General features: G+C 57.0%; 22 protein-coding genes. 15 read left to right on the forward strand and 7 right to left on the reverse strand.

Annotated features, from left to right (window positions below; translation table 11 throughout):
* Positions 1–10 precede the first annotated feature (10 nt).
* From LEP6406_RS30985 to LEP6406_RS0207420, 6 genes are all read left to right on the forward strand, one after another.
* Positions 11–856: a DUF3037 domain-containing protein gene (locus LEP6406_RS30985; RefSeq protein ID WP_008309080.1), complete on the forward strand. Its 846-nt coding sequence runs from the start codon at positions 11–13 to the stop codon at positions 854–856.
* A gap of 776 nt (positions 857–1,632) precedes the next feature.
* On the forward strand, positions 1,633–3,522 hold the full coding sequence (locus LEP6406_RS0207400; RefSeq protein WP_008308906.1) for a serine/threonine-protein kinase: 1,890 nt from the start codon (positions 1,633–1,635) through the stop codon (positions 3,520–3,522).
* A complete protein-coding gene (bioD, locus tag LEP6406_RS0207405; protein ID WP_225886450.1) occupies positions 3,519–4,274 on the forward strand; it encodes a dethiobiotin synthase in 756 nt (251 codons plus the stop codon). Before LEP6406_RS0207400 ends, bioD begins: the two co-directional genes overlap by 4 nt.
* Before the next feature lie 489 nt (positions 4,275–4,763).
* Entirely contained in the window at positions 4,764–5,978 is a 1,215-nt protein-coding gene (locus LEP6406_RS0207410; RefSeq protein ID WP_008308911.1) for a M20 metallopeptidase family protein, read from the forward strand.
* 103 nt (positions 5,979–6,081) lie between these two features.
* Positions 6,082–6,804: a hypothetical protein gene (locus LEP6406_RS33545; protein WP_008308913.1), complete on the forward strand. Its 723-nt coding sequence runs from the start codon at positions 6,082–6,084 to the stop codon at positions 6,802–6,804.
* Positions 6,805–6,860: 56 nt separating this feature from the next.
* Positions 6,861–7,457 (forward strand): DUF3318 domain-containing protein, encoded by a 597-nt coding sequence (locus LEP6406_RS0207420; RefSeq protein WP_008308915.1) that lies wholly within the window; start codon positions 6,861–6,863, stop codon positions 7,455–7,457.
* 261 nt (positions 7,458–7,718) lie between these two features.
* Here LEP6406_RS0207420 and LEP6406_RS0207425 read toward each other — a convergent pair whose 3' ends face one another.
* Positions 7,719–8,018, reverse strand: coding sequence for a DUF3007 family protein (locus LEP6406_RS0207425; RefSeq protein WP_008308917.1), 300 nt, complete (start codon positions 8,016–8,018; stop codon positions 7,719–7,721).
* 2 nt (positions 8,019–8,020) lie between these two features.
* Positions 8,021–8,272 carry an NAD(P)H-quinone oxidoreductase subunit L gene (gene ndhL / locus LEP6406_RS0207430; protein ID WP_008308918.1) on the reverse strand — a complete coding sequence of 84 codons (252 nt, stop codon included), beginning with the start codon at positions 8,270–8,272 and terminating at the stop codon, positions 8,021–8,023.
* Between the two features lie 47 nt (positions 8,273–8,319).
* Here ndhL and LEP6406_RS32740 point away from each other — a divergent pair, with 47 nt between their 5' ends.
* The gene (locus tag LEP6406_RS32740) at positions 8,320–8,472 is read left to right on the forward strand and encodes a hypothetical protein (RefSeq protein WP_155834651.1); all 153 of its coding nucleotides are present in this window, start codon (positions 8,320–8,322) and stop codon (positions 8,470–8,472) included.
* Positions 8,473–9,187: 715 nt separating this feature from the next.
* Positions 9,188–10,564: a hypothetical protein gene (locus tag LEP6406_RS0207435; protein ID WP_008308919.1), complete on the forward strand. Its 1,377-nt coding sequence runs from the start codon at positions 9,188–9,190 to the stop codon at positions 10,562–10,564.
* Between the two features lie 103 nt (positions 10,565–10,667).
* On the opposite strand, the gene larC is transcribed toward LEP6406_RS0207435, so the two are convergent.
* The gene (gene larC / locus LEP6406_RS0207440) at positions 10,668–12,272 is read right to left on the reverse strand and encodes a nickel pincer cofactor biosynthesis protein LarC (protein ID WP_008308921.1); all 1,605 of its coding nucleotides are present in this window, start codon (positions 12,270–12,272) and stop codon (positions 10,668–10,670) included.
* A gap of 61 nt (positions 12,273–12,333) precedes the next feature.
* Between larC and LEP6406_RS0207445 the strand changes: the two genes are divergently transcribed.
* From LEP6406_RS0207445 to arsH, 6 genes are all read left to right on the forward strand, one after another.
* Positions 12,334–12,996, forward strand: a complete 663-nt coding sequence (locus tag LEP6406_RS0207445) for an L-threonylcarbamoyladenylate synthase (protein WP_008308923.1) — start codon at positions 12,334–12,336, stop codon at positions 12,994–12,996.
* Positions 12,997–13,798: 802 nt separating this feature from the next.
* Positions 13,799–14,725 (forward strand): undecaprenyl-diphosphate phosphatase, encoded by a 927-nt coding sequence (locus LEP6406_RS0207450; RefSeq protein ID WP_008308621.1) that lies wholly within the window; start codon positions 13,799–13,801, stop codon positions 14,723–14,725.
* Between the two features lie 32 nt (positions 14,726–14,757).
* Complete coding sequence (locus LEP6406_RS0207455) at positions 14,758–16,149, forward strand: TIGR03279 family radical SAM protein (protein ID WP_008308619.1); 1,392 nt, start codon at positions 14,758–14,760, stop codon at positions 16,147–16,149.
* 83 nt (positions 16,150–16,232) lie between these two features.
* Positions 16,233–17,975 carry a TolC family protein gene (locus tag LEP6406_RS0207460; protein ID WP_008308617.1) on the forward strand — a complete coding sequence of 581 codons (1,743 nt, stop codon included), beginning with the start codon at positions 16,233–16,235 and terminating at the stop codon, positions 17,973–17,975.
* A 136-nt stretch (positions 17,976–18,111) separates the two neighbouring features.
* Positions 18,112–18,633 carry a pentapeptide repeat-containing protein gene (locus tag LEP6406_RS0207465; protein ID WP_008308615.1) on the forward strand — a complete coding sequence of 174 codons (522 nt, stop codon included), beginning with the start codon at positions 18,112–18,114 and terminating at the stop codon, positions 18,631–18,633.
* Between the two features lie 21 nt (positions 18,634–18,654).
* Positions 18,655–19,308, forward strand: a complete 654-nt coding sequence (gene arsH, locus LEP6406_RS0207470) for an arsenical resistance protein ArsH (protein WP_008308613.1) — start codon at positions 18,655–18,657, stop codon at positions 19,306–19,308.
* 13 nt (positions 19,309–19,321) lie between these two features.
* On the opposite strand, the gene LEP6406_RS0207475 is transcribed toward arsH, so the two are convergent.
* From LEP6406_RS0207475 to petJ, 4 genes are all read right to left on the reverse strand, one after another.
* Entirely contained in the window at positions 19,322–20,431 is a 1,110-nt protein-coding gene (locus LEP6406_RS0207475) for an iron-containing alcohol dehydrogenase family protein (RefSeq protein WP_008308611.1), read from the reverse strand.
* 42 nt (positions 20,432–20,473) lie between these two features.
* Positions 20,474–20,998: a Ycf51 family protein gene (locus LEP6406_RS0207480; protein ID WP_008308609.1), complete on the reverse strand. Its 525-nt coding sequence runs from the start codon at positions 20,996–20,998 to the stop codon at positions 20,474–20,476.
* A 167-nt stretch (positions 20,999–21,165) separates the two neighbouring features.
* Positions 21,166–22,095 (reverse strand): tetratricopeptide repeat protein, encoded by a 930-nt coding sequence (locus LEP6406_RS0207485; protein WP_008308607.1) that lies wholly within the window; start codon positions 22,093–22,095, stop codon positions 21,166–21,168.
* Positions 22,052–22,393: a cytochrome c6 PetJ gene (petJ, locus tag LEP6406_RS0207490; RefSeq protein ID WP_008308604.1), complete on the reverse strand. Its 342-nt coding sequence runs from the start codon at positions 22,391–22,393 to the stop codon at positions 22,052–22,054. The genes LEP6406_RS0207485 and petJ overlap by 44 nt, the downstream gene beginning before the upstream one ends.
* 217 nt (positions 22,394–22,610) lie before the next feature.
* Here petJ and LEP6406_RS0207495 point away from each other — a divergent pair, with 217 nt between their 5' ends.
* On the forward strand, positions 22,611–23,861 hold the full coding sequence (locus LEP6406_RS0207495) for an HhoA/HhoB/HtrA family serine endopeptidase (protein WP_008308602.1): 1,251 nt from the start codon (positions 22,611–22,613) through the stop codon (positions 23,859–23,861).
* The last annotated feature ends 226 nt before the right edge of the window (positions 23,862–24,087 follow it).

Raw genomic sequence — 24,087 nt, forward strand, 5'->3', positions numbered from 1 at the left:
GGACAGAGCCATGGTGAGTCGTTATAGCGTGATTCAATATGTGCCCGATCCGATCTCTGATGAGCGCATAAATTTTGGGGTTGTAGCGTTTGATGAAGATAGGGTACTGGTGCGATTTTTGGCGGGCTGGGAGCGGGTACGTTGTTTCGGCCACCGACAAGATTTGCCGCTTCTGAAGGATTTTGCACGGCAGATGGAAGCCTCAGCAAAATTGGGGCAAGTGTTTCCAGGAGATCAGCCTAACGGTTTACCAAGACATGAACGGTTACTGAAAGTAGCTCAGGGGTCGATGAACGCGATTCAGTTTACGGAGCCTAAGGGCTCACTGGAGCCAACGGAAAACCTGCTGGAGGATATGGCTCAAATCTATCTGAAGGAGATGGAGCAGCAGCCAAAGGCCCGAGATCGGCAAGCCGCTGCTCGGATAACAATCAACATTGTTCGCGATCTTTTGATCCGGCAAGTTGGTCCCGAGAAGGCCAAGGGGCTATTAAAGAGAAAATATGAGCTGTTGGGACGTCATCAAGCCCATACGTTTGACGTAGCAGTGGCTAATGGTAAACCCTGTTTTGCCGCTCACGGCATTTCGTTCGAGGTGCAGCCCCCCGAAACAGTGAGAGATGCTTTGGCCTGGATGATTGCAGATGTGAAAGAGTCTTCACCTGATTTTCCGTTGGCGGTAATGGCCTTGCCACCGAAGCAGGCCATACCAGATTATGACCGCTTGGTAAAACTGTATGAGGAAACAACCCATACCTATACAACGTTAGGGGCTCGGGTTCTTGAAGTACTGCAAGGCGAGGAACAGCAGCTGAGTTCCTGGGTTGTCGGACAATTAGAGCGCATTAACGGATGAATTCCTGGTTATGGGACTGTAACCGCCCCATAACCAGGAATCCGACTTGGATTGCCCACAGCCCCTAGGACCGCAGGGCGTAAATCAGTCCACTATTGTCGCGCCAACTCAACATTTTCCGGTCCCCTCTCCCCGTGGGCTACTGTGTATACATAAGTCTTCGGTTGAGTCTTGTTTAGGGTTTGATCCCCCCAACCCCCCTTTTCAAGGGGGGCAGTCCTATCCAGAATTGGAGTAGCCCCCTTGAAAAGGGGGCGGTGATCGCGGGGGATTCGCCAAAATGTGACTGCTCAGAGAGATGTGTGTACACAGTAGCCCCGTGGGAGAGGGCTAGGGTGAGGGGCCGAGGTGTACCACGATAAAACGGCCAGAGTATTTACGCCGCACAGCTCCTAGGACCGCAGGGCGTAAATCAGTCCACTATTGTCGCGCCAACTCAACATTTTCTGGTCCCCTCTCCCCGTGGGAGAGGGCTAGGGTGAGGGGCCGAGGTGTACCACGATGAAACGGCCAGAGTATTTACGCCGCACAGCCCCTAGTCACTGCATCCCAGGACAAACAGATCATCCGGCACAGAGCAGTTTTTGGGGGGAGAACGCTTTTCCGGTTTACTCCCCTGACACCTATCCCCCAGAATTTTCAAGCTGAGGCTCTACAATCAGTAATCGACCGCTGCGGATTCCCTGAGTGTCCCCCGGCTGGAAATCAGCTCCGGAATACCCCCAGATTCCATCTGCGATCGCTACTGTATTGACAACGTTTTAGGGATATCGGCCATGCAACCCCCGCTGCCCCTCGGCACTGTGCTGCAAAATCGCTACCGTGTAATCAAACTGCTGGGACAGGGAGGGTTTGGCCGTACATACCTGGCAGAAGACCAAGGGCGCTTTGACGAACAATGCGCCATCAAAGAGTTTGTCCCCCGCCAGGGAGAAGACCACTTCTCCAGCAAGGCCACAGAATTATTTCAGCGAGAAGCGGCGATCCTGTACCAAATTCAGCATCCCCAGATTCCCCAGTTTCGGGCCACCTTTGAGATCGAGCAGCGGTTGTTTCTGGTGCAGGACTACGTAGACGGCACCACCTACCGGGATCTCCTTAACGAGCGCCGCCCCCAAGGCATCTCTTTCTCCGAATCTGAAGTGCGGGAATTTTTGCGGCAGATGCTGCCATTGCTGGCCCACATCCACGCCAAGGGTATTATCCACCGAGATATTAGCCCCGACAACGTGATGTTGAGAAACAGCGATCGCCTGCCCGTCCTAATTGACTTTGGGGTGGTGAAGGAGGTCGTTACCCGCATTCAACTGACGGAAACCACCGTCCCCGCCACCACCGTAGGCAAGGTTGGCTATGCCCCCAGCGAACAAATGCAGTCCGGTCGCGCCTATCCCAACAGCGATCTCTACGCCCTAGCGGTGACCGCAGTTGTGCTCTTAACCGGGCGTGAACCCCAAGACCTATTCGATGATGTCAACCTCACCTGGCACTGGCAGCGGTATGCCAATGTCAGCCCCGATCTGGCCCAGGTTATAAACAAAGCTTTAAGTTATCGCCCCGGTGATCGCTTCCAGTCCGTCAGTGAAATGGCCCAAGCCTTAGGCGGTGCCCCCCTCGGCCCGATCGCGACATCCCCCGCTGCCTTTCCAGCGACGCCTGTACCGCCCTCTTCTCAGATGCGGACCATGGCCGTGGGCCGACCCTACCAACCCACTACAGGCGTCGCTCCTGGAGCCCGCCCCACCCACGCTGCACCGCCGCCAATGGTGGCAGAGGACAGCTCCGTTTGGGAAAATCCCTGGGCCGTTGCCGCTATGGGGGTGGGCCTTGCCGTGGTGGCGGGCATTGGCGGTTGGGGGGTAGTGAATGCCCTCAACCAGAGTGAGCCCAACACGACCCCTCCATCTCCCACCCTCACCCTAGAGCCAGAAACTACTAGCCCGACCCCCGACCCCTCACCTACGCCCACAACTCCAGCAGAGCCCGTGGAGTACAGCCAACAGCTCAACCTGCGGGGGGGAGAGTCAACGGAGGTGGAGGGCAGCCTGCGGGCCAATGAAACAGTGAACTACCGCTTCCAGGGACAGCAAGGCCAAACGCTGCGGGCACAACTGGCAGGAGAAGGGGTGCTATTAACGGTGCTGGCCCCCAACGGCAATCCGGTGGATGGTCAGGCCAGTCGGGTTCTGGGCTGGACGGGGCCGCTGGAGTTCACAGGGGAATACGTGGTGCAACTTAAGCCCGTAGAGGGACTAACCCAGAGCAACTACGCCCTGACTGTAGCCTTGGAGGATCCGGCCCCAGAGCCGGAAGAACCGACCCCTGGCCCCCCTGAATCCCCCCCTGAATCTGCTCCCAGCATCTCGGAACAGCAGGTCAGTATTCCCCAGGGGGAAGAAAGCCTTTTAGTTTCTAACCGAGTGGGGTCGGGTCGGATTCAGCGCTATGTCATCAATATCCAGGAAGGCCAGACCCTGACGGTGAATGTAGAGGATGCGTCAGGTCCGGTCCTGTTTGCCATTAATCAACCCTCGGGGACGCTCATTCCCGATGCGGAACGGATTCGGTTTTGGCAGGGAAAGGTGCCTTTGGGAGGTGCATACGCCATTGATGTCAGCGCCCCTCGGGATGCCGAGTTCACCCTACGGTTAGGGGTGCGAAATTGATCCCGGCAGCGATGGATCGGGCACTGCTGATCGCAGGCAGTGACACGGATGTGGGTAAAACCGTGGTGACTACAGCCCTGCTGGCCCATGGGCTGCGCTATGGCGATCCGGCGGAAATCGCGGTCATGAAACCTTTGCAGACGGGCTATGGGGATCGGGAATGCTACAGTCGCCTTTTCCCAGACCTGACCCAGAATCCTGCCGATCTCAATCCCCTCTGGTTTTCAGCCCCCCTGGCTCCTCCTCTAGCCGCTGACCAAGAGGGACGCACTATTGACCTAGCTCCAGTTTGGGAAGCACTGCAAAGACTTCTAGGGCAGCACCAGCGGGTTCTAGTAGAAGCCTTAGGGGGGCTGGGCTCTCCGGTCACCCATGAATGGACAGTGGCGGATCTGGCAGCAGCATGGCACCTGCCTTTGGTACTCGTCATTCCCGTCAAGCTAGGGGCCATCGCCCAGACGGTGGCCAATGTGGCCCTAGCCCGTCAGCACCACCTATCCCTCCGGGGTCTGATCCTCAATTGCCGCACCCCAGAGGCGGAAACCCAGCAGGACGTTTGGGCTCCCATTCCCCTGCTGGAAAATCTTACCCAAACCCCAGTTTTGGGGGTTCTACCCTGGCTGGAGGCCCCTCGCGATGCTCAGAGGGCGTCCCAAATGGGCTACCGGGCGGCCCTAGAGGTCGCCGCCACTCACCTCAATCTAGACGCCCTCTGGACGCCCTCAGACCCTGCAATTGTTAAAGGGGGTTAAGATCCCTAGGGGCTTCACCCTTTGTAACCAGAGGGGAACGGGGGCTAATGTCCGGGGCAATCGATCCCCCACTGAACATCTAATACCGATCCCCTGGAATTGTTACTAGAAAAACAATTCAAGCCCTGCAATGGTTAAGACACCCCGATTTCTTCACAGAACCTTCAACCGAGAAAATACGGGTACGCCAGAAAATTTACTTACCATAGAGACTGGGATCACACACAGCGGGGAGACAGGCTTTCATAATATTCTTAAGGCTTTAGGGGCTGAAGTCTGAATAGGTAATCATTGATAGAAGGGTGCACCCTACCTATCTACCCTTAGCCGATCGAGGGGCTGGTCTACCCGTAGCATTCCCAAATTGGTGTTGACAAAAAGCATTGATGAAACCGAAAGGATCCCCCCGCCTGCGATGGGCAGCGGTCCTCAAGCTTCAAAGCTGTTATTTGAAACTCCCTCTTATCAAAGAATTGGTTGATAACTTCGATGCTCCCCACGGTTTTCCCCACACTTACGGCCCAGTACGCTAGCGTTCGCCTTGCCCTGCGATCGCTCCAGCCCCAACTCATGACCTGGCGACGGCAAATTCATCAGCGCCCAGAGTTAGGCTTTCAGGAGGCCCAGACCGCCCGGTTTATCTGCAAAAAGCTCACCCAATGGGGCATTGAATACCAGTCTGGTATGGCCAAGACTGGGGTGGTCGCCGTGATTCCTGGCGATCGGCCCGGTCCCGTCCTGGGTATCCGGGCGGATATGGATGCCCTGCCGATCCATGAGCTAAATGAGGTTGACTATCGCTCCCAGCACGATGGCGTCATGCACGCCTGCGGCCATGATGGCCATGTTGCGATTGCCCTTGGCACCGCCTACTACCTTTCCCAGCATCGAGATAGCTTTGCAGGGACGGTGAAGATCCTCTTCCAGCCTGCCGAAGAAGGGCCAGGGGGAGCTAAGCCGATGATCGAAGCCGGAGCCCTGGAATCGCCGCGAGTGGATGCCATGATTGGTCTCCATCTGTGGAATAACTTGCCCCTGGGAACCATTGGGGTGCGGACTGGCCCCATGATGGCGGCGACGGAACTCTTCCATTGCTCCATTCAGGGCCAGGGAGGTCACGGTGCTATCCCTCACCAGACGGTGGACTCCATCGTGGTTGCCGCCCAGATCATTAACGCGCTCCAAACCATCGTGTCTCGGAATGTTGATCCCTTGGCGGCGGCGGTGGTCACTATTGGTAAGTTGACGGCGGGAACGGCTCTGAATGTAATTGCCGACAGTGCCCACATGAGTGGGACAGTACGCTACTTCGATCCCAGCTACCGCGACTTCTTTGCCCAACGGCTGGATCGGGTCATTGGGGGCATCTGCCTCAGCCAGGGGGCCACCTACACCCTCGATTATCGAGCTCTATACCCCGCTGTAGTTAATGATCCCGATGTGACCGATATGGTGCGCTCGGTGGCCCTCTCGGTAGTAGAGACGCCTGCGGGGGTGACCCCTGACTGTCAGACCATGGGGGGAGAAGACATGGCCTTCTTTTTGGAGGCGGTGCCGGGATGCTACTTTTTCCTAGGGTCTGCTAACCGCGATCGCAATCTCACCTACCCCCACCATCACCCCCGTTTTGATTTCGATGAAACTGCCCTGGCCATAGGGGTAGAAATGTTTGTGCGCTGTGTAGAAACCTTCTGTGTTCGTTAAATTCTGGCAAGGGCTACGCTGTCTCTAGAGTTCCCCGGTAAGCTAGGGAAGACTTTGGGTTAAAGCCCACTGGGTAGGCATATTCAGGTAGGTGTAGACAGCAATGAAGCGACGCACATGGTGGTGGTTGGGTCTGGCGGCAATCGCCCTCATCTTTACCTTGGTTTGGCGGGTGCCTGCGGCCTCCGTAGCGATAGCGGAACCCCCCGCAGCTTTGATAGCCCAAGAGCCAACGCCTGAAACTGAGGCTACCGAGACCACTGAGACTGAGGCTACCGAGGCCACTGAAACTGAGGCTACTGAAACTGAGGCTACTGAAACTGAGGCTACTGAAACTGAGGCTACTGAGGCCCCTGAGACTGAGGCTACCGAGGCAAATTCTGCCTTTCCCCTCAGCGGCACCTATGAAGATCCCCGTAATCGGTTTCAGATTGGCTTAGCCGAGGGCTACGCCGTGAGCACGGCAGCAGGGTCTTCTTTGTTCACCTCACCGGATGGCAGTTTGGCCTATAGCCTCATTCATGCTCCCCTCAATAGCGAAACACCCCTCTCGGAAATTGGTCTGGTGGAACTGGCTCGGCAGGTGTTGGGGCGAGGCGAAGGGTTTCAGACCCAGACATTTCAGCCGATCTCAACGGGACTTCAAATTGCCTGGACGGGTCAGTTCACCCAGGGTATGGCTCCCCCAGCCCCCATTAGCGGTACGATTGTGGCCCAGCAGCGAGGAGCAGCGGTGTACCTGCTAGTCGTAGCCGCCCAGGATGCCGCGCTAGAGCAGTTGCCTGAAGCGACATCGGCCCTAGTGGAAAGCCTCACCATTCTGTAACCCGCCTGTAACCCGAAATCCGAGCCATCCTGAAGGCTCTATGGCAGCGAAGATCCATGGCAGTCAACACTAATGCTGAAATTTCCCGCCTGCGGGAGTTAATGCCCGCTTCAGGGCGAATGAACACCCGTCTGATGCTGGATGATCGCCTCACTAGCGTGATTGAAACTCCCTTTCCCCGTCCCTGGCATCGCAGTCACCCGATTACCCTCAACTGGGTACTGTGGCAGGAAATGTCTCTGCCCCAGCGAGATCTGTTGTTTTTACAGGCGGTCTGCTGGCTTAGTTCCGTCCGCCTTCTAAAGCTGGAACCCTATCAAGGGGTGGTGGCAGCGGGAGCCGTGATGGGGATCTTTGAACTGATTCAAGGGGATGTGGTGGGCACTCTAGCCGGGGGTGGCTTAGCCGCGATCGCGGCGAGCCAAATCTGGCGCAGTCGTCAGGGAGCCCAGAGCCAAATTGAGGCGGATGAGGCTGCAATTCGTGTGGCCCAACGACGGGGCTACAGTGAGCAGGAGGCGATTCAATATCTGCTCACTGCCATTGAAGCAGTCCCCGTCATTGAGGGCCGGGGAGTTCTAAATTATCTGGAACTACTGCGAACCCAAAATTTACGGATGCGGGTCCAGAAGACTGCGGCCACCTATGAATAGGTGATTCCCTTACAGAAAGAAGGGTTTCCGCTTTGACAACGAGGTAAATTACTGCCACCGTCCAGTATTAGTAGTGGTACGACATAGCTAAAATAGTGCATTACTGCATTACTTAGGGTGGGCTTTGCCCACTAAAAAGGAATTCGCTGGAATTTCTAAAGCACAGTTTTAGCTGTGTCAAACCAGTAGGATGCGTTAGGTGAAACCGTAACGCATCTTAGGGTGTTCAACTCGGAAGGCTGAGTTTCCTAACCTCCCGTATCAATCCTCCGCCTCTAATTTCGCTTGGAGCGCAGCTAATTCCTCTGGGGTCATCTCCTCTAGACGCTTTCGCAACACCGCGTCCTCGTAGTCCTGAAGTTGTTGGTTGTAGGTCATATCGCGATTCACCACCCGGAAGAGGTAGGTGGCGATCCAGCCCAGCAAGCCGCCAAGAAAGAGTACCTGACTCCAGATTCCCGCCGAGAGGGTATCTAACCCCGCCAGCCGCAGACCCAGGTAGAGCACCCCACCCACGGTAAAGATGCCAACGCCAATGCCAATTACATCAATGCGGCGCATGGCTAGGGCTTGAGGGGACGGGGCTGGGGACGAAAATTCACAAAGGGACTCAAGAGCAACATACCGGGAAAGAAAGCAAATACTAGGCCATAGACCAAGGTACGCTCCACAGAGCCCATAGTGTGCCATCGCACCTTGAGGTAAAACAGCAGCGCAGCGGGCACCACTAGGAGGTACGCACCCCCTAGCACCCCGTAGGTGGCCAAGGCCAGCAAAGTATCGGGGGATAGGTTGAAATTGCTCAAAAGGGACATGGCACTTAATTCTGAAGAGCATGAAGTCCCATTCATTTTAAGGGCTATTGACCGATACAATGGAAAGCCAGCACGGCAACCTTACCCGTTGTCTGCGGGGGCGTGGCGGAATGGTAGACGCTACGGACTTAGGAAAACTGGGCCTTGGTGGAGAAACCTGCCAAGTGGATGCTCTCAAACTCAGGGAAACCTACCTCTAGGCTGTCAACGCAGTCTAGACATGGCAATCCTGAGCCAAGCCAGGGATACCCCCTGGAAGGTGCAGAGGCCCGACGGGAGCTACCCTAACGTGTCAAGACGAGGGTAAAGGGAGGGTCCAATTCTCAAAGCCAGAGGTGTAGAACGGGCGAATAAGCGCGATCGCACTTTTCGGCAGCAGCGAAAGCTGCGGGAGGATGAAAATCCGTTGACCGCAAGGTCGTGAGGGTTCAAGTCCCTCCGCCCCCATGTAATTTGACAGACCAAATGGCGCTGGAGTCCCCGGACCCCAGCGCCATTTTACGGAATACGGGTCAATGGGGCTGGGGTCAAGTGGGGCTCATCTTCACGGCTATGGAGTCGGAGCAATTGACCCGCGTAATTCCCGTAATTATTGACAGGGGCCTCCATTTCCATCCAGGAAGATCAATAATGGGGGCATCCGTAAAAACGCCTATAAAACTACGGAATATGCGATCGCGCCCTTGTTGATCTCCATAGATTCCCTATTGACGGGTTCCGAATCCATATCCTTGAACGATACCGAAGTCAGTAAAGACCGCTAGGATGGGCCTACGTTGCTACCGTTTTCCGGTTCTGGAACACTCAGGGATCTATACCAAGTCCAGAAGTGGAGTTCCCCCACCGGGAAAACTCCACTTCTGGACTTGGACAAGGTTTATATCACTCCATATCTAGGCGTCAGCTCATAAGTTCATGGAAAGGATCCCCGTCACCGTGTTGGATCGTAGCCAATCAAACTCCTTCCGTTCCAGCAGTCGTGCCGAACTGACTCTTCAGCAGGCACAGCAGCAGATCTTCGATTTTCTCTTAGACATCGTGCGTTATCAGCCGTGGGACGTCGTGGTGGAGGAATTCAAGCGGCTATTTTTCAACCAGGGGGATACCACTAGCTCCGAAGCGGAGGCCGGACTCTACGCCATCCTGTTTACCAACTCTGAGCCCGACTTTCACAACACCCTCAAGCGCGCATGTTACATCCTGGTCAACAACTGGGAGCTAGCTCGAAAATACGAGGCGATTCAAGCCGTCGTAGCCCTGTTTCAAGACACAAGCCTTACCCGCCAGACCTTTTCCCCCACACTCAAGCGGCTACGGGAATGGCTACAGCATTTTGTGAAGAGCAGTGATTACCGCGATCTCCAACTTTTTGCCGCTCGGTTTTCAGAGGAAGCCAAGACGACACCCTGGACCTCTCGTTACACCCCCTATCTGCTAGTGGATCAGTATATGAATACTGACAATCCTCAAGAGCAGCGAGAGGCGGCGCGGACCTTATCCCGGCGGTTGAAGGACAAGTACAAGTTTGACCTAGCCATGTACACGGCCCACTCCCAGTCGGCCTTGGCAAAACAGCGGGTACTGCAAAATCCGACCGCCCTGGGAGATAGTGCTCTGCGCCTCATCAAAACCATCGTGGCCAAGCGGGGGCGGTTTAGCTACCGCAACTTGGCCCACTTGTTTTTGACGCAAACCGAGGAACTCAGCTATCGCCGTTTCAAGCGGAGTCTGATCGAGTATTTGATCTATTCCGCCCATGAACCCCAGTTGGTCAAGACCCTCAAACGCCACCTGCATCTGCGTCTCGACCCCCTCTACCAGGAATACGATGACGATATTGTCGATTCCTCCCTTATATTGCGAACCTGCAATCGGGTCATCGATTATTTGATGACGGAGGATAAAAAGTCTCCCTCAGAACTCTTTACACTGCTGCTGTCCCAGAGCAGTTCTTTGTCCCTGGCGATCGTCCTGCTTAAAATTATCCTGATCTCCCGCAACTCTCACCCCTACCTAGAGGGCCGCATTGCCAGCCTGATCTGGTACTACGATCAGTTCCCGCCGGATCAATGCGCCTGGGTCATTAACTTTCTGGAGGTTTTCCAGGTCACCTTTGCCATCTATGCCGAGAATGTGGAGTACAACCTGATCAATCCTCAGGATCCGAACGGAAAAGTGGAGTGGTCAGCGGAGGCGCTGGAAGCCTGCCGAGTATTTTCCCAATTGACGGCGTCCCAGTGGGGACATCAGGTCAAGGTGGCTTCCCCACTCCTTGAGGCCGACGGCGGTTAGGTAAATTTTGACGGGTCAAAGACCCGTCAAAATTTACCCCCAACTAAACTTCAGGATTTACTTCAGGATTTCGATCACCCAGCAATCATTAATTGACTGAGCACTACGCTTTTTCTGTGGGGGTAGTGCTCAGGTGGCATGGCAGATTGGGATTTTCCCCAGCTTGGCTCTGCTGCCACTGGCAGAGAGCTTGGAGATGGACGGTGCGCCAGGGAATCTGGTGCTGGCGGGCAAGGCGGGCACAGTCTTCGTATTCTGGGTGAGCATTAATCACTACAGTTCCGTGGGGATCAAAGGCGATTTTGATCCCCACGGGTCCCCAGGGGGTAATTACGGTGCGGTGTTCTCGTCCCAAGCGCAGGCGCTGTTGCTCTTGGCGGCGAATGCCCAGGGTTGTGGTTTCCTGAAATAGGATCTCCTCACACTGGGGCACCTGATCCGGGTAGGTAATCACGGTAATCAGGTGGCCAGGGCGGGATTTTTTCATGGTGATGGATTGGGTGAAGACATCCAAGGCTCCGGTCTGAAGCAGGCGCTCCCCCACATAACCGATAGCTTGGGGGGTGAGGTCATCTACTTGAGTTTCCAGGACCACTACGGTCTCGATGCCTGCTGCTGCCTCTGTTTTTTTTTCTGGGGTTTTCTCTGGGATTGTTTTTGGAACTGCCTCTGGATCTGGTGTTACGGAATCTAGCATTACAGGATCTGGTGTTACGGGATTCGAGGAGACTGGGATATATGGAACTGGAGTGGGCATGGACTGCGATGGCCTGTTGGGAACAGTTCCTGACCCTTGCGAAATTTCCTCTCCAACCCTCTCCCCTAGCCACAGCCGCAGCATATTGGGCAGGGCTAAGTCTCGATTGCCCGCCCCTAGACCGACCCGACGCAGCACCATAGCGGGAGCTGATCCGAAACTTTGGCATAGGGTGGTTGCGATCGCGGCCCCTGTTGGCGTCACCAGTTCTCCCTGAAGCCCATTGCTGTAGAGGGGGGCTTGGGCCATGGCCATTAACGCCAAGACAGCGGGAGCGGGCACGGGCAAGCGCCCATGGGCTGCCCGCACCGTTCCCGAGCCCGTAGGCAGGGGACCGCAGTACAGTGCCTCTATCTGGAGCCAATCCAGCCCCAAGCAGGTACCAACAATATCCACAATGGCATCGGTAGCTCCCACCTCATGGAAATGGACCTGACTGGGATCAATTCCGTGGACGGCCCCTTCCGCCTGGGCTAGTCGCTGAAAAATGGCTAGGCTCCAGGTGACCACACGGGGCGGCAGAGGCGCAGCCTGGATCAGGGCAGTGATTTCCGCTAGGTGACGGGGCGGTGGTAGCAGAGAATCGACTCCATGGCCAGGGTTCGGGTTGGAGATATGGCCATGATCGTCGTGGGAACTGTGGCCATGCCCCTGAACCTGAACCGAATTAGGAGCGTAGTTGGGACCATGGCTGTGCCCATGATCCGGATCTGAATGGGGACCATAGCCGGGATTCTGCCTGGAATTTTTCCCTAAGTGAACCTGGACCTGGGTAGCGGCTAAGCCGTTGCGATGAACCGTCTCAGCGGTCAGGTCGTAGACTTCCGAGAGTTGGAGCAGGGCTAGTTGGGCTTGCAGGTAGGCCAAGGGCACCCCCGCGTCCACCAGCGCCCCGAGACACATATCCCCAGAAATCCCGGTGGGGCAGTCCAGGAAAGCTAACGTTTTCATGCGATGCTCTATTTCCCTAGCGGCCAGCTTTCATTATGGAAGCTGGCTAAGGAAGCGAGCTATGACTACGTTCTATAAAATTCATCCCGACAGTCCTCAACGGCGCAAGATAGATGCCGTGCGAGACGCCCTGCGCCAGGGGGCGGTGATTCTTTACCCCACTGATACGGTATACGCCATTGGCTGCGACCTGAGTGATAAGGCGGCGGTGCAGCGAGTCCGTCAACTCAAGAGTCTTGCCAACGAGAAGCCCCTCACCTTTCTCTGTTCCTCTCTGTCGAATATTGCGGCCTATGCGGAGGTCACAGACCCCGCCTACCGGATTATTCGCCGATTGATTCCTGGTCCCTATACCTTTTTGCTTCCTGCCAGCAAGCAGGTGCCCAAGTTAGTCATGAGTCCAAAGCGACGCACCACCGGCATTCGGGTTCCAGACCATGCCATTTGCCAGGGGCTGCTCTCGGCCCTAGGGAATCCTATTATTTCCACCTCGGCACTGTCGCTGTTGGGGGAAGACCATGGCCCAGAGGGGGCAACTCATGCCTCTAAGGCAGAACTTTTTGATCGGGTGGGGGGCCAAGTGGATGTCGTTGTGGATGACGATCGCGATCTGAGCTATGGCCTGTCCACAATTCTGGACCTGACGGCGACCGATGTGCCGCTGTTGGTACGACAGGGGTTGGGCTGGGAGGCAGCGGTGGAGCAGGGGGCGGTGATGGAGTGATGGGGTGATGGGGTATTGGAGTGATGGGGTATTGGGGTGTTGGGGTATTGGGGTGATGGAGTGATGGGGTGATGGAGTGATGGGGTATTGGGGTGTTGGGGTAAATCCCGTAGGGGCGGGTTTAGCTCGTGTCTACTGGGAAATCCCAAATGGGAGGCTCAAAACCCGCCCTACCCAGTGCCGGGTAATCCAGGATTGAAGTTAATTCCGTAGGGGCAATCCCTTGCCTGTCCTGTTCGCGTAGCGGCTCCGCAGGAGCAACGGAGTCGTATAGCCCTTCGGGCATGGCTAACGCTAGGGCGGAGTCTGACCGGAGGGCATAGGATGCTTGCCCTTGTGGCGGGTGACCGATGTGGGGGAGTGGGGGAGTGGAGGCGCGGTAAGGGCGAGCGGTGCTCGCCCTGCCAGGGAGTGGGGGGGATTTTTGAGTTTTGAATTTTGAATGTCTCGTAGGGGCGGGTTTAGCCGGGATTGGGTGGGTGATTCAGGAATGGGCTAGCAAAACCCGCCCTGCCCCGTACCGGGTAATCCAGTCGTTTCGTTTTGAATTGAATTTCCCGGTAGGGGCGCGGTTTCCGCGCCCAATGCAGGATGTCACCGTAGGGGCAGGTTTGGCTCGGATCTAATGGGGAATCCGGGATGGGAGGCTCAAAACCCGCCCGGCTGTTGCCGGGTGACAGGTGGTGGGGTGATGCCGCGAATGGTAGGGGCGCGGTTTCTGCGCCTAATGTAGGGGGTGACAGGGGGGGATGGGGTGATGTGTCAGTATGGACAACGATGTTATGAGTTATGAGAACTGTCTATGACCGCGATAGTCACAGACTGGCCCATTGGGGCCATCGCGCCTTCCCTGATGCTGCTGGCAGAGACGCTGACGGAGCCTGTTTCCTCCATGCCCTTATGGCAGGCCGTTGTGATTGGCATTGTCCAGGGTTTTACGGAATTTCTGCCCATTAGCAGCACTGCCCACGTCAAGATTATCCCGGTGCTGCTGGGGTGGGGTGATCCGGGAGTGGCCTTTACTGCCGTGATTCAACTGGGCAGTATTGCCGCCATGCTCTGGTACTTCTGGGATGATTTATCCCAGGTGACGTTGAATATGGTGCGGGCAACCCAGCGACGAGACTGGGTTTCTGTGGACTTTCGACTGGGGCTGGGGATTCTTCTGGGCACGGTGCCGATTGTATTTTTTGGGCTGCTGGTTAAGGTTTTTGTGCCCAACTATGATGAATCGATTCTCCGTAGCACGGCGGCTATTGCCATCGCTTCCATCGTTATGGCCCTATTTTTAGCAGCGGCGGAGCAGTGGGGCCAGCGAGGGCGGGGGTTTGACAAATTGGGCCTCTGGGACGGGATTTGGATGGGAATTGCCCAGGCTTTAGCCATTATTCCCGGCGTATCGCGATCGGGTTCGACCCTGACGGCGGGGCTGTTTATGGGGCTGGAGCGGTCTACGGCGGCGCGGTTTTCCTTTCTCTTAGGGGTGCCCGCCATTACCCTGGCGGGGCTGGTGGAGCTAAAGGACTTGCTGGAGAGCAATATGGCGGGGATTGGCTGGCTGTCCCTGATCGGTGGACTGGCCGCGGCGGTGGTGTCTTCCTATGCTGCGATCGCATGGTTGATCGAATTCCTCAAAAGCCATAGCACCTGGGTCTTTGTGTGGTATCGCCTGGGCTTTGGGGTGGCACTGTTGGCGGCTATTGCCCTGCAACTCATGCAAAATGTGTAGGGTGATGATCTGTCCTCGGAATTTCGACAGTTATGAGTACCCTCTCAATTCAGCCAGCGGTGGTGACCCAGGTGATACCGGACTCGATTGCGGCGGAGTTGGGCTTTGAATCGGGAGATCGGCTGGTGTCCATCAATGGCCAGCGACCTCGGGATTTGATCGACTACCAGTTTCTCTGCGCGGAGGAGGAGCTGACCCTAGAGGTGCTAGACGCGGCGGGGGAAACCCACACCGTTGAGTTAGAGAAGGACTACGACGATGATCTGGGGCTGGAGTTTGAAACTGCCCTCTTTGATGGGCTAATCCAGTGCAATAACCGCTGCCCCTTTTGTTTCATCGACCAGCAGCCCCCCGGTAAGCGGGGCACGCTGTACCTCAAGGATGATGACTACCGCCTCAGTTTTCTCTATGGCAGCTATCTGACCCTGACCAATTTGCCCCCGGCGGAGTGGGATCGCATTGCCCAATTGCGACTGTCGCCTCTCTACGTTTCCATCCATGCGACGGAACCGGAGGTGCGATCGCGGCTCCTGAAAAATTCCCGTGCCGGACAAATTCTCGACCAGTTGACCTGGTTTCAAGAGCACCGCCTGCAAATCCATGCCCAGGTGGTAGTGTGTCCCGGCATCAACGACGGTGACCACCTCACCCAAACCCTGCAAGACCTAGCCCAGTTCCATGACGCTGACATTCCCGCTGTGGCCTCAGTGGCGGTGGTGCCTGTGGGGTTGACCCGATTCCGCCCCCCGGCGGATCAGCTCGTGCCCGTCACCCCCGCCAAGGCCGCTGAAGTAGTGGACCAAGTCCAGGTTCTCCAGGCCCAATTTCGCCAGCGCTGGGGCACCACCTTTGCTTGGTTGGCGGATGAATGGTTCCTGCTGGCGGGGCGATCGCTGCCCCCAGCGACAGCCTATGAAGACTACCCCCAACTGGGTAACGGCGTGGGTTCCATTCGCCAATTTCTTTCTGCCTTTGAAGCGGCGGCTGAGGAACTATTGCCCCCCCAAGTCACTCCCCCCCGGCACTACACCTGGGTAGTGGGGAATGCGGTACAGCACGCCTTTCAGCCTATTCTGGATCGACTCCACCAGGTAAAAGGATTGCGGGTGACCCTGGCCCCCCTCGCCAGTGACTACTGGGGCCGAGACCTGACGGTGACGGGGCTGCTCACGGGGCATGACCTGCTGCACCACCTGCGCGATCGCGACCTCGGGGATGGACTACTACTCCCCTCAGTCATGGTGAAACCGGGAGCAGAGGGTTCAGAACAAGGGCTGTTTCTAGACGATCGTCAAGTGGTGGAGGTGAGCCAAGCGCTGCAATGCCCCATCACCGTGGTGGAGGGGGTAGAAGGGTTAATCCAGGGCTGCCTGCGTCCCCCCGAGGCATTTCCGGCAACTAAACTGATCAGTGTAGTATCCTAGGGTCGAGCCTCGGGTTAGCCCCGTTATGACTCCCTGAAAGCGCCTCCTTCGTCAGCCTGCGAGTGCCTGTGAGTATAAATTTCATGGAAAATGGTATAGCTCAGTTTTGGCTGACCCCATTGGGCCGGTTCCTGACCGTGGCCCCATTGGGCCGCTCCCTGACCATCGCACTTCCTTGGGGCATTCTTTTAGCCCTTGGTCTTCCTGCCCAGGCAGAGACGCGCTGGGCTTCCCCAGCGATAGTCCCAGAGGTTTCCCTAAAAATTTCCCCAGAGATCGAGGCGGAAATCGAGCCCTCTGAGCCCCCCAGTGCCCCCCTATCCCTCGCCCAAACCGATCCCCCCGCAGCTACCGACCTGCCACCGGAAGATGAAGAGGGCACCTTTCGTCCCCTCCGAGACGGGGAAGTGACAGGTTCCCCGGAGACTAGCCCCATCCCCCCCGCCCCAATCAACGGTCCTCCGGTCCTCCCCATTCCCCCAGAACGGGTGGTAGACACCCTGGAATACCTTGACCCTGACCCCAATCCTCTCCTGATCCAGACTCAGCCAGAAGAGGTCACCATCATTGGTACCCAGCCCCTTGCCCTAGAGGATGCACTAGAACTGGCCTACCGCAACAACCCCGACCTCCGGGTGGCCCAACTGGAATTGGAGCGGAGCCGTGCTGCCCTGAGAGAAGCCCAAGCAGCCCTCCTACCCCGAGTGGCGGTCAGCGGTACCCTCCAAGGCCAGAGCAGCCGCAGCACCTCCATCACCGCAACGGGCATCAACCAAGCCGACGACCTAGCCATCTCCGCCAATGGGCAAGTGGATCTCACCTACAACATCTACAATTCTGGCCAGCGGGCAGCCACCATTCGGACGGCTGAAGAGCAAGTGCGCCTAGCAGAGTTAGAGCTAGAGCGGCGGCGGGCGGCCCTACGCTTCAGCACCACCAATGAGTATTACGACCTGCAACGGGCGATAGAACAGATCACCATCACCCAAGCTTTTCTAGAGGAAGCCTCCCGCAACCTACGGGACACCCAACTGCGGGAAGAGGTGGGGGTAGGCACCCGATTTGATGTGCTGCGGGCCGAAGTCCAGGTGGCCAATGCCCGTCAGCAGTTAGTCCAGGCTCAGAGCGATCGCCAAGTGGCCCAGCGGCAACTGGCTCGTCGCCTAAATCTCCCCCCATCCCTAGATGTCACCACGGCAGAGGTGCAAATTGCTGGCACTTGGCCCCTGCCCTTGGAGGACAGCATCGTGTTAGCCTACCAAAACCGGGCTGAGCTAGAACAGCAACTAGTCCAGCGAGAAATCAATGAGCAACAGCGGCGCATTGCCCTATCGGCCCTGGGTCCCCAGGTAGATCTGTTTGCCAACTACGGCGTGCAAAATAATTTCAGCCGTTCATCGGGCTTTGTGGACAACTATAGCTTTGGGGCGCGGGTATCGTGGACGATCTTTGAAGGGGGGGCCGCAGCGGCTCGGGCGTCCCAACGGGAGGCAGATATTGCCATTGCCGATCGCCGCTTTGAGGAAACCAGGGCCACGGTCCGGTTTGATGTGGAGCAGTCCTACTTCACCTTGCAAGCCAATCGGGAAAATATCAACACCGCTCGCCTTGCCCTAGAGCAGGCCCGAGAAGCGCTGCGACTGGCCCGTTTGCGTTTTGAGGCGGGTGTGGGCACCCAGTTGGATGTGATCACAGCCCAGTCGGCACTGACGGAATCGGAAGTAAATCTCGTACAGGCCATCCTCGGTTACAACCGTTCTTTGGCAGCACTGGAGCGAGCCGTGAGTAACTTGCCCGAACGCTACTACCGGGAGTTGGGGTATTAGAGCATTCCTAGGAATCCCCTCAGGAGTAGAGAGCAAAGATACGCCCTTCCGGGTGAGCGTTACCATAGGGGCTAAAACGTGCTGATGGCTGAGTCCCGATGGGCTAAAGCTGGGGCAGGATAAAGGGAGAAGTCCTATGGTTTGGCAACGGTCGGGGGAATGGCGGCAAATTTTGCGGGGGGGGCTGCTATTTGCGATCGCAATAGTGCTCTGGGGGGGAATAGCGGCTCGTGCGATCGCGATAGGCGAAATTACCCAAGACTTTACCTACTCCGACCTGAATCGCCAGGACTTTGCAGGAGAAAATTTGGCAGGGGCCTCCTTGGCGGCGGCAGATGCGCGGGAAGCCAACTTCTCTGGAGCTGACCTGAGCCAAACCATCTTGACCAAGGGCAATTTTTATAAGGCGAAATTGGTGGGGGCGAACTTAACTCAGTCCTTCGCCGATCGCGTCATTTTTGACGGAGCAGACCTGAGCAATGCCCTAGTAGTCGATGCCATCATGACCAGCACCTCCTTTGGCGAGGCCACAATCCAAGGAGCCGACTTTTCCGGCACCATTCTTGACCGCTACCAGGTGGCCCAGATGTGTGAATACGCTGATGGGGTAAACCCGGTAACTGGGGTTGCTACCCGTGATAGCTTGGGCTGTCGGTAAAACCATCGGCACCAGAAAGCCATGCAATTTGACCATAAGCCCAGAATTCTACTCTTGTACGGATCCTTGCGGGAACGGTCCTATAGCCGTCTCCTAGCGGAAGAAGCGGCCAGAATTCTAGAATCCCTAGGAGCAGAGGCCCGGTTTTTCCATCCCCATGATCTTCCCCTCCATGGCAGCGTGCCCGAAACCCATCCCCAGGTTCAGAAATTGCGAGAGCTGGTGCTCTGGTCAGAGGGTCAAGTGTGGTCTAGTCCCGAGATGCACGGCAATATCAGCGGCTTGCTGAAGTTGCAGATCGACTGGATTCCCCTCAGCCTGGGGGCTGTCCGTCCTACCCAGGGCAAAACCCTGGCGGTGATGCAGGTGTGCGGTGGCTCCCAATCCTACAATGCCGTCAATACGCTGCGGATTTTGGGGCGCTGGATGCGGATGTTTACGATTCCCAACCAGTCTTCGGTGCCCAAGGCGTACCAGGAGTTCAATGAAGACGGCACGATGAAGGATTCCGCCTATCGGGATCGGGTGGTGGATGTGATGGAGGAACTGTACAAGTTCACACTACTGCTGCGGGATAAGGTGGACGAGTTGACCGATCGCTACAGTGAGCGCAAGGCAGAGACTGAACGGCAGGCGAAGGAAATTGTCAGTCAGTCCATTGGTCCAAATCCGTAACTCAATTTATCGGTTAGGAGGTGCGGCTCACCATGAGGGCTGCCGTGGTAGACACCATGGCCCCAGCCACGGCTTCCGGGGTAACGGAGAAGGGCAGGTGGTGAATGTCCGATCCCTCCCGACAGGCAACGGTAGCGGCATGGGTGAGGTCGGCCAGGGAAATGTCTCCCATATTCAGATCCCTCAGGGTTTGGGGCAGACCCGTTTCGTCATAGAACTGGCGCAACTGCTGGCGGGCGGTGGCGGCGAGGGAGGTGCCGGGGGCCATTTCCTCTAGGCGCAGTTGTACAAGAATGCCGTAGGCCACTTTTTCGCCGTGGAGGGTGCCGTGGCTGGCGGGTAGGTGGGTGAGACCATTGTGGATGGCGTGGGCCGCGACCGTGCGACATTGGGCACCCCCAAGACCGCCAATGACGCCCGCCATTAACACGGCGGCATCTACCACCTCTCGCCAGACCTCACTGCCCGGTGCCGCTAGGGCAGCGGCTGTTTTCTGAAACAGAATATCTCGCAGAACGCGGGCCTGCTGCACGGCGGCGATGATCAGGGTTTGATCGCTGGTGCCGCTGCTGACGGAGGCTTCGTACCATTTCGCTAGGGCGTCACCGATGCCTGCGATCAGGGTGCGCTGGGGAGCAGTGACGATCAAGTCATAGTCCAGCACGAGACGATCGGGGCAGTGATCGAGGGGGACATCGTAGAGAAAGGCTCCGGTATCGGAATAGATATTGGACAAAGCGGTCCAGGCGGCGCAGGTGGCGGCGGTGGTGGGTACGGTCACCACGGGCAGGTGGAGTTGATGGGCCAGAAGTTTGGCGGCATCTAGGGCTTTGCCGCCCCCCACGCCGACAATCACATCGGCTTGGTGTTGCTCCGCCGCCTGCCGCAAACGAGTTAGGGTGGCTTCGCTACATTCCCCGCCGAAGGGAATCTGGGCTGGGGTGAGTTTCCCTAGGGCTGCATCTAGAGCAGGAGCCGCGATCGCGATCGCCCGATCACCCCCCGTCACCAAGGGGCGTTGCCCCAACCGAGCAATGGCAGACCCCTGATCTGCTAAGATACCTGCCCCCCGCACTACCTGGGCTGGAGCAATTGTCAACAGTGTCGAGACAGTAGAGAGCATGGCTTTGGCAGGGAGAGCATCGGAGTTTGGGGCCGACTTCACCTAGGACGGGTCGGCAGCAGCGGCTAACTGGGCCAGTTGATCACGCTGCACGGTTATGGTCAAGGGTTCCCCGGTTTCGGGGTTGGGAATCGCCTTCACCTCTCCTAGATAGACCAAGCGCGAGACACCCCCCGCCTCATGGACTAGGGTGCGTGCCCGAATTGTGGCGACTTGGCCTAGAAGTCCTAGGCGGCTGGGTTTTAGCAGGTTGCTAGCGGCTTGCTGGAGGGTGGCCTCTAGGGCGCTGGGGGTGATGGTGGGGGGAACCGCGATCGCGATTTGGGCCGAGCCAGAATCATATACGGTTTGAAAGGGTACTGCCCCCGGAATAGTCGTGCGACTAAAGGGCTGGAAGCTGAGGCCAAACAAGCCCACCGTCAGCACCCCAATGAACCCAGTCACCCCCACTAGACGAAAACGGAACCCCCACCCTGCGATAAAGGCAATCAGGGTGATCACCGCCATGGTCAGGGTGGCGGCTCCGGCGTATTTGGTCACCTCGAAAAAGTCGGTGGGGGTCAGCATAGGAGCAATCAGAAAAGGGTAACAGCGAGACGATCCATCACAGCGATCATCCCAAGATCAGGCACAGGCACCCGATCCTATCCTGATCCTATCAGCCCCAGCCATGGCGGATGGGGTTGGAGGCTATATTCATCTACGTCGCGCAATCGTCCCGATTGCCGCAAGCACTAACCAACGGTCACTGGAATTTCCTGGACTTGGCGCAGCAGGCGCTGGGCTTGGTGATAGCCCCTAGCCTCACCCTGATCGCGGAAAGCTTGAGCAGCCTGTTGCCAATCCGCGATCGCACCTGCCTCATCCCCGAGGGCATGGCGGGTGACGCCCCGATTTAGATAGGCGTCGCCATGGTTAGGATCTAGGGCTAGGGCCTGCTCGAAATTACTCAGGGCGGCAGCATAGTGCTTTTGGTGGTGGCAAATACAGCCTCGATTGAAATAGGCGCGGGGATCTTGAGCATCTAGGGCGATGGCCTGGTCCAGATAGGCCATCGCTACGGCGGGTTGAGACTGGGCCATGTGCAACAGGCCCAGATCGTTGTAAAGGCTGGCTTGGGCACTGGCTTGGAGCTGGCTGCGATGGGCTAGAGCGGCATGGTAATCTGCGATCGCAGTTTCATACTGGCCCTGGGCAAAGGCCGCCAGACCCCGATTGTAATGGGCCAGAGCATCCCCCGGTTGAGCGGCTAGATAATGGCTGAAATCCGCGATCGCGGCAGCATACTGACCAAGGCGATATAGAGCAAGCCCCCGATGGAGATAGGGTTGGGGATGATCTGGTCGGAGTCCTAGAGCCTCAGTGCAGTCGTCCACCGCAGAATCTAGGGCATTCATCTGAACTGCGATCGCACAGCGATTTCCCCAAGCTGCCCCTGGATGATCCCCCTGCTTAACGGCCTGGGTGAAATAGTCCGTAGCAGCAGCATAATCCCCCCGCGTGGCAGCAGCCACCCCCTGCTGGAACGGTCCAGCCCAAGTGGGCTGGGGCAGCGCTAGGATCCCCACACAGGTCAACAGAATCCCTAGCACCAGCCCCCACCCCGCAACGGATTGGGAATTACCAGCCTTGTTCAGCTTGGGCCAGCACATAGGCCGCGACATCCTCAATATCCTGCTCCGTCAGCCGCCCTAGAAAGGCAGGCATAGCGTTTTTCCCTTTGGTCACCTGGATTTTGATGGCTTCAATAGAGGCCATCTCGTACTGGTTCAGCGCCTCAATCTTCAGGGTTTTGGCCCCATTGACCACGTTGCCGCCGCCAATATGGCAAGCCGCACAGCTGCTTGCAAACACCTGGGCACCGTGGGCTGTATCCGCCGCAATTGCCGGACTGATGCCCATCACCACCATCAGGTATAGTCCCAAGACCATACCCATCAATACTTTTGCCACTTTTGTCACGGTAAAACCATTCCTTTTGCTGCAATTCTCCTCTTAGGGGAGAGTATAATCTCCACTAAGGGGAGAGTTTACAGGAAATCCCCTACTCCTGTCATGAAAGCCAGGAAAATTCCAGCATCACAAAGCCTTCACATCGTGGTCACAGGGAAATCAAATCGCCTATCTACAGTGAATTTAAGCGATAAGCCTTTACCTTCTCCGTATTAGACTGATGACCATGACAGACCAACTTCCTGACCCCAAGTCGCCTGGTGGCTACTCCTGGATACCCCGCACAGGCCAGTCCCTGTTGCTGGTGCTACTGGGGGCAGGACTGGCCACCGCTGGAACCGGCGCACTCCAGGCCATGCAGCCCCGCCCCAACAATCTTCCAGCCGAGTCCATCCCCTCAGAGAATGGAGACGGGGCGGCAGTGGATGGGACAGGGGAAACTGCGATGGTCAATGAGCCCATCGCGCCTACATCTACAAGCTTTGTCGCCAATATTGTGCGGGAAGTCGGTCCAGCCGTAGTGAGAATTGACGCCTCCCGCACCGTCACCGCCCAGGTACCCGAAATCTTTCGCAATCCCGCCTTTCGCCAATTCTTTGGCGAAGCGCCGGATCCCCAACAGCGGGTAGAACAGGGCGTTGGCTCCGGCTTCATCGTCAGCGAAGATGGCCGCATTCTCACCAATGCCCATGTGGTGGATGGAGCCGATACGGTACAGGTCACTCTCAAGGATGGCCGGACCTTTGAAGGGCGCGTGGTGGGTACCGATCCCGTCACCGATGTAGCGGTTATCGATATTGAGGCCAACGATCTGCCCATGGTGGCCCTCAGCGATTCAGACCAACTTCAACCAGGGGAATGGGCCATCGCCATCGGCAATCCCCTGGGACTCGATAGCACCGTGACCATGGGTATTGTCAGCGGTACGGGCCGTTCTAGTGGTCAAGTTGGCGTTGCCGACAAGCGGGTGAGTTTCATCCAAACCGATGCCGCTATCAATCCGGGTAACTCCGGGGGGCCATTGCTCAACGAGCAGGGTGAGGTCATCGGCATGAACACCGCTATTATCCAGAATGCCCAGGGCATCGGCTTTGCCATTCCCATCAACACGGTGGAGCGCATTGCCGATCAATTAGCGGCGACGGGGCGAGTAGACCATCCCTATCTCGGTATTCGCATGGTGACCCTAAATGAGCAGACCAAGGCTAACCTAGCCCAGCAAACGGATTTGACCATCCCCGAGGGCAATGGGGTGCTAGTGGTAGAGGTCATGCCCAATTCCCCCGCTGCCCGAGCCGGATTGCAACCCGGTGATGTCCTGCTCAAAGTGGGCGACACGGTAGTAGAAGAAGCCCAGGATGTGCAAACCCAGGTGGAAGCCACTCAGGTCGGGGAGGATTTGGCCGTTGAGTTCACCCGCGACGGGCGGAACCAAACCTTGACGGTGCAGCCTGAGCCCCTACCCACCAGCCGTTAATCGGCGGTGACCTCAAAGATTTTCCCTTTAACAGCGTTCTCCTCACACCCTATCTGACCCAATCCCGTTGCGATCGCAACGGGATTTTTTTTGTCTCTATGGGGCAGAGCAGGTTTTGATCGGTTGTTTACGGAAAACAGGGGAGGCAGAGCCTCCAGAAGAGGTACCCAGGCAGAGCCAGGGCACCAGGAATTTAATTCAAAACTCAAAATTCAAAACTCCTGCC

Source organism: Leptolyngbya sp. PCC 6406 (assembly GCF_000332095.2).
Lineage (GTDB): Bacteria > Cyanobacteriota > Cyanobacteriia > Phormidesmidales > Phormidesmidaceae > PCC-6406.

Bases quoted from the DNA above. Each gene is read 5' to 3' on its own strand.
- LEP6406_RS30985 (WP_008309080.1), top strand. From the start codon at position 11: ATGGTGAGTCGTTATAGCGTGATTCAATATGTGCCCGATCCGATCTCT.
- LEP6406_RS0207400 (WP_008308906.1), top strand. From the start codon at position 1,633: ATGCAACCCCCGCTGCCCCTCGGCACTGTGCTGCAAAATCGCTACCGT.
- LEP6406_RS0207410 (WP_008308911.1), top strand. From the start codon at position 4,764: ATGCTCCCCACGGTTTTCCCCACACTTACGGCCCAGTACGCTAGCGTT.
- LEP6406_RS33545 (WP_008308913.1), top strand. From the start codon at position 6,082: ATGAAGCGACGCACATGGTGGTGGTTGGGTCTGGCGGCAATCGCCCTC.
- LEP6406_RS0207420 (WP_008308915.1), top strand. From the start codon at position 6,861: ATGGCAGTCAACACTAATGCTGAAATTTCCCGCCTGCGGGAGTTAATG.
- LEP6406_RS0207425 (WP_008308917.1), bottom strand. From the start codon at position 8,018: ATGCGCCGCATTGATGTAATTGGCATTGGCGTTGGCATCTTTACCGTG.
- ndhL (WP_008308918.1), bottom strand. From the start codon at position 8,272: ATGTCCCTTTTGAGCAATTTCAACCTATCCCCCGATACTTTGCTGGCC.
- LEP6406_RS0207435 (WP_008308919.1), top strand. From the start codon at position 9,188: ATGGAAAGGATCCCCGTCACCGTGTTGGATCGTAGCCAATCAAACTCC.
- larC (WP_008308921.1), bottom strand. From the start codon at position 12,272: ATGAAAACGTTAGCTTTCCTGGACTGCCCCACCGGGATTTCTGGGGAT.
- LEP6406_RS0207445 (WP_008308923.1), top strand. From the start codon at position 12,334: ATGACTACGTTCTATAAAATTCATCCCGACAGTCCTCAACGGCGCAAG.
- LEP6406_RS0207450 (WP_008308621.1), top strand. From the start codon at position 13,799: ATGACCGCGATAGTCACAGACTGGCCCATTGGGGCCATCGCGCCTTCC.
- LEP6406_RS0207455 (WP_008308619.1), top strand. From the start codon at position 14,758: ATGAGTACCCTCTCAATTCAGCCAGCGGTGGTGACCCAGGTGATACCG.
- LEP6406_RS0207460 (WP_008308617.1), top strand. From the start codon at position 16,233: ATGGAAAATGGTATAGCTCAGTTTTGGCTGACCCCATTGGGCCGGTTC.
- LEP6406_RS0207465 (WP_008308615.1), top strand. From the start codon at position 18,112: ATGGTTTGGCAACGGTCGGGGGAATGGCGGCAAATTTTGCGGGGGGGG.
- arsH (WP_008308613.1), top strand. From the start codon at position 18,655: ATGCAATTTGACCATAAGCCCAGAATTCTACTCTTGTACGGATCCTTG.
- LEP6406_RS0207475 (WP_008308611.1), bottom strand. From the start codon at position 20,431: ATGCTCTCTACTGTCTCGACACTGTTGACAATTGCTCCAGCCCAGGTA.
- LEP6406_RS0207480 (WP_008308609.1), bottom strand. From the start codon at position 20,998: ATGCTGACCCCCACCGACTTTTTCGAGGTGACCAAATACGCCGGAGCC.
- LEP6406_RS0207485 (WP_008308607.1), bottom strand. From the start codon at position 22,095: ATGTCGCGGCCTATGTGCTGGCCCAAGCTGAACAAGGCTGGTAATTCC.
- LEP6406_RS0207495 (WP_008308602.1), top strand. From the start codon at position 22,611: ATGACAGACCAACTTCCTGACCCCAAGTCGCCTGGTGGCTACTCCTGG.